General features: G+C 74.3%; 7 protein-coding genes. All 7 read left to right on the top strand.

Annotated features, from left to right (window positions below; genetic code table 11):
* A partial coding sequence (locus WH07_RS08400) for a beta-ketoacyl-ACP synthase 3 (protein WP_046497296.1) occupies positions 1-874 on the top strand: 874 nt, incomplete at its 5' end.
* Complete coding sequence (locus tag WH07_RS08395; protein WP_046497289.1) at positions 871-2136, top strand: beta-ketoacyl-[acyl-carrier-protein] synthase family protein; 1266 nt, start codon at positions 871-873, stop codon at positions 2134-2136. The genes WH07_RS08400 and WH07_RS08395, both read left to right, overlap by 4 nt.
* A gap of 181 nt (positions 2137-2317) precedes the next feature.
* Positions 2318-4576: an acyl-CoA dehydrogenase gene (locus WH07_RS40975; protein WP_408645817.1), complete on the top strand. Its 2259-nt coding sequence runs from the start codon at positions 2318-2320 to the stop codon at positions 4574-4576.
* Positions 4577-4640: 64 nt separating this feature from the next.
* Positions 4641-4892, top strand: coding sequence for an acyl carrier protein (locus WH07_RS08385; RefSeq protein ID WP_046497285.1), 252 nt, complete (start codon positions 4641-4643; stop codon positions 4890-4892).
* A 20-nt stretch (positions 4893-4912) separates the two neighbouring features.
* Positions 4913-6142: a beta-ketoacyl-[acyl-carrier-protein] synthase family protein gene (locus WH07_RS08380; protein WP_079023060.1), complete on the top strand. Its 1230-nt coding sequence runs from the start codon at positions 4913-4915 to the stop codon at positions 6140-6142.
* Between the two features lie 336 nt (positions 6143-6478).
* Positions 6479-7369, top strand: coding sequence for an SDR family oxidoreductase (locus tag WH07_RS08375; protein ID WP_046497277.1), 891 nt, complete (start codon positions 6479-6481; stop codon positions 7367-7369).
* Positions 7370-7628: 259 nt separating this feature from the next.
* Positions 7629-8570, top strand: coding sequence for a PP2C family protein-serine/threonine phosphatase (locus tag WH07_RS08370; RefSeq protein ID WP_079023059.1), 942 nt, complete (start codon positions 7629-7631; stop codon positions 8568-8570).
* The last annotated feature ends 26 nt before the right edge of the window (positions 8571-8596 follow it).

Below are 8596 nucleotides of genomic sequence, written 5' to 3'. Positions count from 1 at the left end.
GTCCGGAGGTGGCGCCTGGGGCGGGGGTGCGGTGGACGCCGTGGTGCTGGCCACGGCCACGCCGGATCATCCCTGTCCCGCCACCGCCCCCGCGCTCGCCGCGCGGCTCGGCCTCGGACCGGTGCCCGCGTTCGACATCGGCGCGGTGTGCAGCGGCTTCGTCTACGGTCTCGCGGTCTGCCAGGGCCTGGTGGTGTCCGGACTGTACGACCGGGTGCTGCTGGTGGGCGCCGATGTGTACTCGACATGGCTGGACCCGCGCGACCGCTCCTCGGGCGTGGTGTTCGGCGACGGCGCGGGAGCCGCGCTGATCGGCGCGGGCACGGCCGGCTCCCCGGGCGAGCTGCTCGCCTTCGACCTGGGCAGCGACGGCACCGGATACGACCTGATCAGCGTGGCCGCGGGCGGTGCGCGGTCCCGGGCCGCCGGGCGCCCGCCGGGCGAGGGCGATCCGTACTTCCGGATGCGCGGCCGGGCGGTCTACCAGCACGCGGTCGAGCGGATGACCGCCTCGTGCCGCTCCCTGCTCGGCGAGGTGGGCTGGGACCCGGCCGAGGTCGACCACTTCGTACCGCACCAGGCCAACGCCCGGATCCTGCGTGCCGTCGCCGAGCGGGTCGGCATCGGCGCGGACCGCTGCGTCACCCATCTCGACCGGGTGGGGAACACGGGCGCGGCCTCCATCCCCCTGGCCCTGGCGGACGCGCAGGACCGGGGACGGTTCCGGATGGGCGACCGCGTCCTGCTCACGGCCTTCGGCGGCGGTCTGACCTGGGGTACGGCGGCGCTCCGCTGGCCGGGCGCACGACGGCCGGACGCGCCGCGGCCGGGCACTTCACGGGCCGCGGCCCACGACGGAAGGAACGGATCATGACAGTGCGGACGGCGAAGGAGCCCGGTCCGGGGCCGGGCCGGGGCGGTGGCGCGGTCGCGGTGACGGGGCTGGGCGTCGTGACCCCGGCCGGCGGTGACGAGCGGGCGTTCTGGGCGGGGCTGTGCGCCGGGCGGTCGGTCGCCGGGCGGCGGGACGAACTGGCCGGAATGCCGGTCGACTTCGCCTGCGCGGTCGACGGGCTCGACGTGGACGCGGCAGTGGGCGGGCGCTCGGTCTGGCGGATGGCGCGGTTTGTGAAGCTGGCGCTGATCGCCGCCCGGCAGGCGGTGGCGGACGCCGGGCTCGACCCGGCGGCCTGGGACGGCGGCCGGGTGGGCGTGGTGCTCGGGGTGGGCGTCGGCGGAGTCTCCGCACTGGCCGACGGGGCGCTGAAACTGCGGGAGCACGGCCCCGCTTCGGTCTCCCCGCTGCTCGTACCGATGATGATTCCGAACGCGGCGGCCGGGGAGGTCGCGATCGCGCTTAAGGCGCAGGGGCCCAGTCTGGCGCCGGTGACCGCCTGCGCCTCGGGCGCCACCGCGATCGCGCTCGGGCGCGATCTGCTGGCCGGGGGGCAGTGCGACGTGGTGGTGGCCGGGGGCGCCGAGTCCGTACTGACGCCGCTGGTGGTGACGGCCTTCGCGCGGATGGGCGCGCTGTCGACGCGTACGGACGATCCGGGCGGGGCGTCCCGCCCGTTCGCCGCGGACCGGGACGGGTTCGTCCTCGGTGAGGGCGCGGCCATGATCGTACTGGAGCGGGAGGACGGGGCGCGGGCCCGGGGCCGGCAGGCACGCGCGCTGCTGGTGGGCGCCGGTTCGAGTACGGACGCGTACCACCCCACGGCGCCTGAGCCGCACGGCCGGGGCGCGCAGGCGGCAGTGGAGGCGGCGCTGCGGGACGCGGGCTGGAGTCCGTACGACGTGCAGCACGTCAACGCGCACGGCACCTCCACACCGCTCAACGACGCCATGGAGGCGACCCTGATCGAGCGGGTCTACCCCCACCGGCCACCGGTCACCGCGCCGAAGGGGGTGGTGGGGCACACACTGGGCGCGGCCGGGGCGATCGAGGCGGTGGCGACCGTACTGACCCTGGAACACGGCGTGATTCCGCCGGTCGCCAATCTGGACGCGCCCGCCGCCGGGTTCGGCCTCGACTGTGTGACGAAGGAGCCACGGCGGCAGCGGGCCGAGACCGCGGTCAGCCACTCCTTCGGGTTCGGCGGGCACAACGTGGCGCTGGCGTTCCGTCGCGCGTGAGGGCGGGGACCGCGCGTCAGGGGGGCCTTTCGAATGAATGTTTTGCGGTCCGCGGTGGGGAAGAGTCGTTTCTTCGCCACTCCTTGATCGTTCTTTTCGCGTGAGCGTACTGATCGACCATGACGGTGTGGAATCCACGGGCTCCGTGGACCTCGCGGACCCGGCGGACCGGGCGGACTCGATGGATTCGATGAACTCGACGGACTCACCGGACACCACGGCGGCGCGGCTGACGCGGGTGCTGTTCGGTGCGGAATTCGCGCGCGTGCACGCGCCGTGGCGACGGCTGGTCGCGGCGGAACCGTTCCGCCGCCCGGTGGACGCCACGGCCGCGGAGCGCGTCGCGCTGGCGTACGCGCGGCTGCGTACGGTCAATCACTCGCTCGACAGCCCGCTGGCGCTGGCGGCGGATCCGCGCCGGCTGGTGGCGCTGTACGAATGGCTGGGCCCGGTCGACTCGTGTCTCACGACGGTGGCGGGCATTCACTACAACCTGTTCCTGGGGAGCCTGCTCGACCACGGTTTCGCGGGCGGTGCGTTCGCAGGCGGTGCGTTCACGGGCGGTACGGAAGGGCAGCCGGGGCCGGCAGGACAGGCGGGGCAGGCGGACGAACCCGCGCGGGACCCGCGGGAACTGGCGGACTTCCTGGGCCTGCGCCGAGTGGGCACCTTCCTCTGTACGGAGGTGGCGCACGGCAATGACGCGGCGGCCCTGGAGACGACCGCGACGTACGACCGCGCCAGGGACGGCTTCGTCCTGCACACCCCGCACGCCGGGGCGCAGAAGTTCATGCCCAACACCAGCCCGGTCGGCGGCCCCAAGTCGGGCGTGGTGGCGGCGCGGCTGCTGGTGGACGGCGCGGACCACGGCGTCTTCCTGTTCCTGACCCCGCTGACCGACGGCGAGCGGGCGCTGCCGGGGGTACGGGTGCGCAGGCTGCCCGCGGTGTTCGGCAGCCCGGTCGACCACTCGCTGACCTCGTTCGACCGGGTCTTCGTGGCGCGGAACGCGCTGCTGGGCGGGGCTCAGGGGCGGCTCGGCGCGGACGGCGCGTTCAGCAGCGAGCAGAGCAACCGCCGCCGTCGCTTCCTGACGTCGATCGGCCGGGTCACCACGGGCAAGCTCTCGATGAGCGCGGGCGCGCTGGGCGGGGCGCGGGTCGCGCTGGCGCTGGCCGTACGGTACGGCGGGCACCGGCTGATCTCGGGCGCCAGGGCGGTCGACCGGGTGCCGGTCCTCGCGCACCGTACGCACCACGGTCCGCTGGTGGGCGCCCTGGCCACGGTGTTCGCGATGAGCCTGCTGCACCGCGCGGCCCTCGACGCGTGGCTGACCCACACCGAGGAGACCAAGGGCGAGGCGGAGCGGACGGTGGCCGTCGCCAAGGGCTGGATCACCTGGCAGGCGCGCGGGGTGATCCTGGAGGCCCGCGAACGGTGCGGGGCACAGGGGCTGCTGGAGAGCAACGGGCTCGCGGAGCTGATGGCCGGCGCGGAGGGCGCGATCACGGCGGAGGGCGACAATCTCGCGATCTACGCGAAGGCGGCGGCGGAGATGCTGTTCTCGGCGGGGGCGCCGGCGAGGGAGAGCTTCCGGCGGGAGGATTGCGACGACGGCCGGTCGCGGGGCGGTCGCGGGCAGGGCGGCTCCGGGCAGGGCGGCTCCGGGCACGGCGGCTCCGGGCACGGCGGCTCGGGGCAGGGCGGCTCCGGGCCCGGCGGTTGCGGCGGTTGTGACGACGACGGAGGTACGGGCGGCTCGGCGCGGGACGGTGCCGTGCGGGCCGGCTCCGTGTCCGGCCCCGGGCAGGAAGGTTCGGCTTGGGCCGACTCCGGCCCTGGCTCCGGTGTCAGAGCCGGCTCCAGCTCCAACGACGGTGGCGCGGGGGACGAGTCGGCGGCCGCGCGGGGCGACGAGTCCCTGGCCGTACGGGAGTTGTCCGATACCCGCTTCCTCGGCTCGCTCCTCGCCGATGTCGAGGACCTCTGGCTGGCTCGCGCCCGGCGCCGGATGAGCCGGGCCGCTCCGCACGCCGACTCGCTCGCGCGCTGGAACGCCGCCTCCGGTGCCGCGCTGCGGGCCGTCGAGGCCCATGCGTACCGCCGTGCGGCCGAGGCGTTCACGGCGGCGGTGGACGGTCTCGAATCCGGCACCGAGGCCCATGAGCTGCTGCGCTCCCTGCACCGGCTGTTCGCGCTGCGCTGGATCGACCGGAACAGCGGCGATCTGCTGGCCGCCGGCCGACTGGCCCCCCGCCACACCGAAGGGCTCGTGGAGGCCGTCGAGCGGCTCGTGGCCGAACTGGCCGGTCACGCCCCCACCCTTGTCGACGCCTTCGCCCTGCCCGAGGAGATGCTCGCGGACTGGCCCATCTCCGGCGCCGGTTACGTGGACGCCTACGACGACGCGAAGGCCGCCTGGCACTCCGTACCCGCTTGAAACCACCGGCCCCACCGGTCCCTCGAACCGACCATCCCATCCACCACCGACACAAGGACATGCCATGAGCGAGATCCACCCGCGGATCACCGAGGTACTGACCGGGACCTTCAAGGTGCCCGCAGCCGAGATCCTCCCCGAGGCCACCATGGACAGCCTGGAGATGGACTCTCTCGCCGTCGCCGAGTTCGCCGTGATCATCAAGGAGACGCTGGGCATCGACACCGACTCGGACGCCCTCCTCAAGGGCGCCACCCTGGCCGAGATCACCGCGTTCCTCGACGACGCGGCGACGGCCGTGGGCGTCGGCCGATGAGCGGATCCGCCGCCCGGCCGGTGCGCGGACCCGCCGTCGCCGTCACCGGACTCGGCATGATCACCCCGGCCGGGAACGACACCGGGTCCACCTGGGACGGGGTGTGCGCGGGTGTCTCGTACGCCCGTACCCTCCCCGAACTGCGCGGCTGCGCCGTCGACTTCGCCTGTACGGTCGACGGCATCGACCTGGCCGCGGCGGTCGGCGGGCGTACGGCGTTCCGGATGGGCAGATACGTCAAGCTCGCCCTGATCGCGGCGCGCGAGGCGGTCGCCGACGCCGGGCTCGACCCGGCGGCCTGGGACGGGACCCGGGTCGCGGTCGTGGTCGGGACCAGCAGCGGGGGCTCCGCGAGCGTGGCGGACCAGGCCGTGGCGCTCGACCGGCACGGCCCCGAGGCGACTTCGCCGGCCGGGATCCTGCTGACGATCCCCAATATGCCCGCGGCCGAGATCGCCGTGTCGATGGGCGCCACCGGGCCCAGCATGGCGCCGTGCACGGCCTGCTCCTCGGGGGTCACGGCGCTCTCCGTGGCGCGTGACCTGCTGGCGGCGGGGCAGTGCGACATCGCGGTGGCGGGTGCCACCGAGGCGATGATCTGCCCGCTCGCCATGACCGGGTTCGCGCGTTCGGGGGTGGCCGCCACGGCGGGGCCCGGTGTCGATCCGGCCGTACTGTGCCGGCCCTTCGCCGCGGACCGCGCCGGGCTGGTCATGGGCGAGGGCGCGGCGATCATGGTGCTGGAGCGGGAGAAGGACGCGCGGGCGCGCGGCGCGGTGCCCCGTGCGCTGGTCGCGGGCGCCGGTTCCACCACCGACGCCCACCATCCCACGAGCCCGCACCCCTCGGGCGCGGTCGCCCAGCGCGCGGTCGAGGCGGCGCTGCGGGACGCGGGATGGCAGGCCGGTGACGTCGGGCATGTGAACGCGCACGGCACCTCGACCCCGCTCAATGACGCGACCGAGGCCGCGCTGATCAGCCGGGTGTTCCCGCACCGGCCCTCGGTCACGGCGCCCAAGGGCGTGCTGGGGCACTGTATGGGCGCGGCCGGCGCGATCGAGGCGGGGCTGACCGTACTGACCCTTCAGCACGGGGTGGTGCCGCCGATCGCGAATCTGGACGTGCCGGCCGCCGAGTTCGACATCGACTGTGTGACCAAGCAGCCGCTGCGGCGGCGGATCGACCGGGCCGTGAGCCACTCCTTCGGCTTCGGCGGGCACAACGCGGTCCTGGCGCTGCAACGCGCCTGACCGCGGGCGCAGGGGGCCTGGGAGGCGCAGGGGTCGCGGGAGTCGCGCGGCCTGGCCGGCCGCTCAGGGACGGCCGAGTGCCCGGGGACGCGCCCGGCCGTGTTTCCGGCGCCGTTGCCGTTGCCCGTGCCTCTGCTCGTGCTCCCGCTGTCCCAGTCTCCGTGTCCGTCTTCGTCTTCGTACGGACTTCTCGCCGGACCCCTTGCCGTACGGATCGCCGTACGGAATCGCCGTGCGGCCGTACCGCCGTACGGAATGCCGTCCCCCGACACCGGTTCCGAACCGGGACCCGACAAAGCGGGGGACGGTCCCCCGACCCCTTCTGGAGGCCCGCCCATGCGCGGAAACCTGCCGTTCCATGGACAGACCGCCGTTGTCACCGGCGCCGCGCGCGGCGTGGGCGAGCATCTCGCCCGCGCGCTGTCCGAGCGTGGCGCGCGACTGGCGCTCGTCGGTCTGGAGGAGGCCGAACTCGCCCGTGTCGCAGCGTCGTTGACCGGCACGGCGGAGGCGGCGTACTGGCATACGGACGTCACCGACGCCAAGGCCATGATCCGTACGGCACGACACGTGGAGGAGCGTTTCGGCACGGTCGATGTCGTCGTCGCCAACGCCGGGGTCGCGGCGGCGGGCCTCTTCCGGCACTGCGCGCCCGAGGTGTGGCGGCGGGTGATCGAGGTCAATCTCATCGGCGGCGCCAACACCGCACACGCCTTCCTTCCCGCGCTGCTGAACTCCCGTGGCTACTACCTCCAGATCGCCTCGCTCGCGGCCCTCGCCCCCGCGCCGATGATGACCGCCTACTGCGCGTCAAAGGCCGGGGTGGAGGCGTTCGCGCACACCCTCAGGGCCGAGGTCGCGCACCATGGCGTTCGGATCGGTGTCGGCTATCTGAGCTGGACCGACACCGATATGGTCCGGGGCGGCGAGCAGGTGGCCGCGCTGCGTGAGCTGCGCGCCCGGCTGCCCTGGCCGGCCGGGCGTACGTACCCCCTGGGCCCGGCGGTGGACCGGCTCGCGGCCGGGGTCGAGCGACGGGCGCGCCAGGTGTACGGGCAGCCGTGGCTGCGGGCGGCGCAATTCGTACGGGGAGCGCTCCCGGCGTTCGTGGCCCGGCACGGGCGGCAGCACATGCCGGAGCTGGAGCCGCAGGCCGCGGGGACGCCGGTGACGCTGCTGGGCGCGGGAGGCGCGGCGGATCGGGCAGGCCGACCGCTCGCGTCGTGAGCCGGGGTGCCGTCGGTCCCGTTCGGCTGGTGAGGCGTGCACCGGCTAGTGAGGCGTGCACCGGCTCGTGCACTGGCTTCTGAGGTGCGCTCCGGCTCCTGACGCGTCCGGCTCCTGTGAGGCGTGCTCCGGCTTCCGCGGAGCCCTGGGGCTTCGGTCCCGGCTCTCGTTCGGCAGATGTCACACTCCGGAAATATGATGATTTGTGGTTTGTGCAGGAGCGCGGACCACAGGCCCCTGATCCGTAGCGAGGCGGTGCATGACCCGGCGTCGTCCCCCGCGCTCGACGAGCGCCGACGACCTGCTGACCACACTTGGGCGGCTGACCGCCCAGGCGAGGGAAGGGGCAGAGCTCCAGCATGCCCGGGTGGAGCTGGCCGAGGCGCTCCAGCGCGACATGCTGCCCGCGCGGCTCCCCGCCGTACCGGGCCTGCGGACCGCGGCGAGATACGCGCCGTCGCAGGACGGCCTCGACATCGGGGGCGACTGGTACGACGGTTTCGCGCTCTCCGACGGGTCGCTGGGGTTCTCCGTGGGCGATGTGCAGGGCCATGACGTCGAAGCCGCCGCCTTCATGGGACAGGTACGGATAGGGCTGCGCGCGGTCGCCGCCACCGCGCACGACCCGGGCGAGGTACTGAGCCTGGCCAATGACCTGCTGCTGTCGGTGGACTCCGGACTCTTCGCGACCTGTACGTTCCTGCGCTTCGACCCGGTCCGATGGGAGATCCAGAGCGCCCGCGCCGGGCATGTCGCCTCCGTATGGGGGACGGTCGACGGCTGGTCCGGGTACGCCGAGGACGCGGGCGGGCTGCCGCTGGGGATCGCGCCGGGCGAGAAGTACCCGGTGACCCGCCGTCCGCTGCTGTGTGCGGGAGCGTTTGTCCTGCTCACGGACGGTGTGGTCGAGGGGCCTTCCTTCCCGATCGAGGAGGGGATGGCGCGGGTGGCCAGGGCCGTCGAGGCGGGTGTCTCGGCCGATCCGGGGGATCTGGCGGCGGAGGTGATGAAGGTCGCCGAGCTGACCGGCCACACGGACGACGCCGCCGTACTCGTACTGCGGCACGACGGGCCGCCGGGGGCGCGGTCGGACGGGGCCGCGTCGCACGTCGCCCGGCCGGGGGGCCGGCCGGCGGGGTCACCGCGTGTGAGCAGGCCGCATGTGGTGGCGTCGGGGGTGCACGACGACGGGGCGGCGTGAGGGGGCCGGGCTGAGAAGGCCGGGCT

Origin of the sequence: Streptomyces odonnellii (assembly GCF_000981895.1) — a bacterium.
GTDB classification, from domain to species: Bacteria; Actinomycetota; Actinomycetes; order Streptomycetales; family Streptomycetaceae; genus Streptomyces; species Streptomyces odonnellii.
Note: the sequence above shows the minus strand (reverse complement) of the source record. Positions and strands in the feature narration are given on the sequence as shown.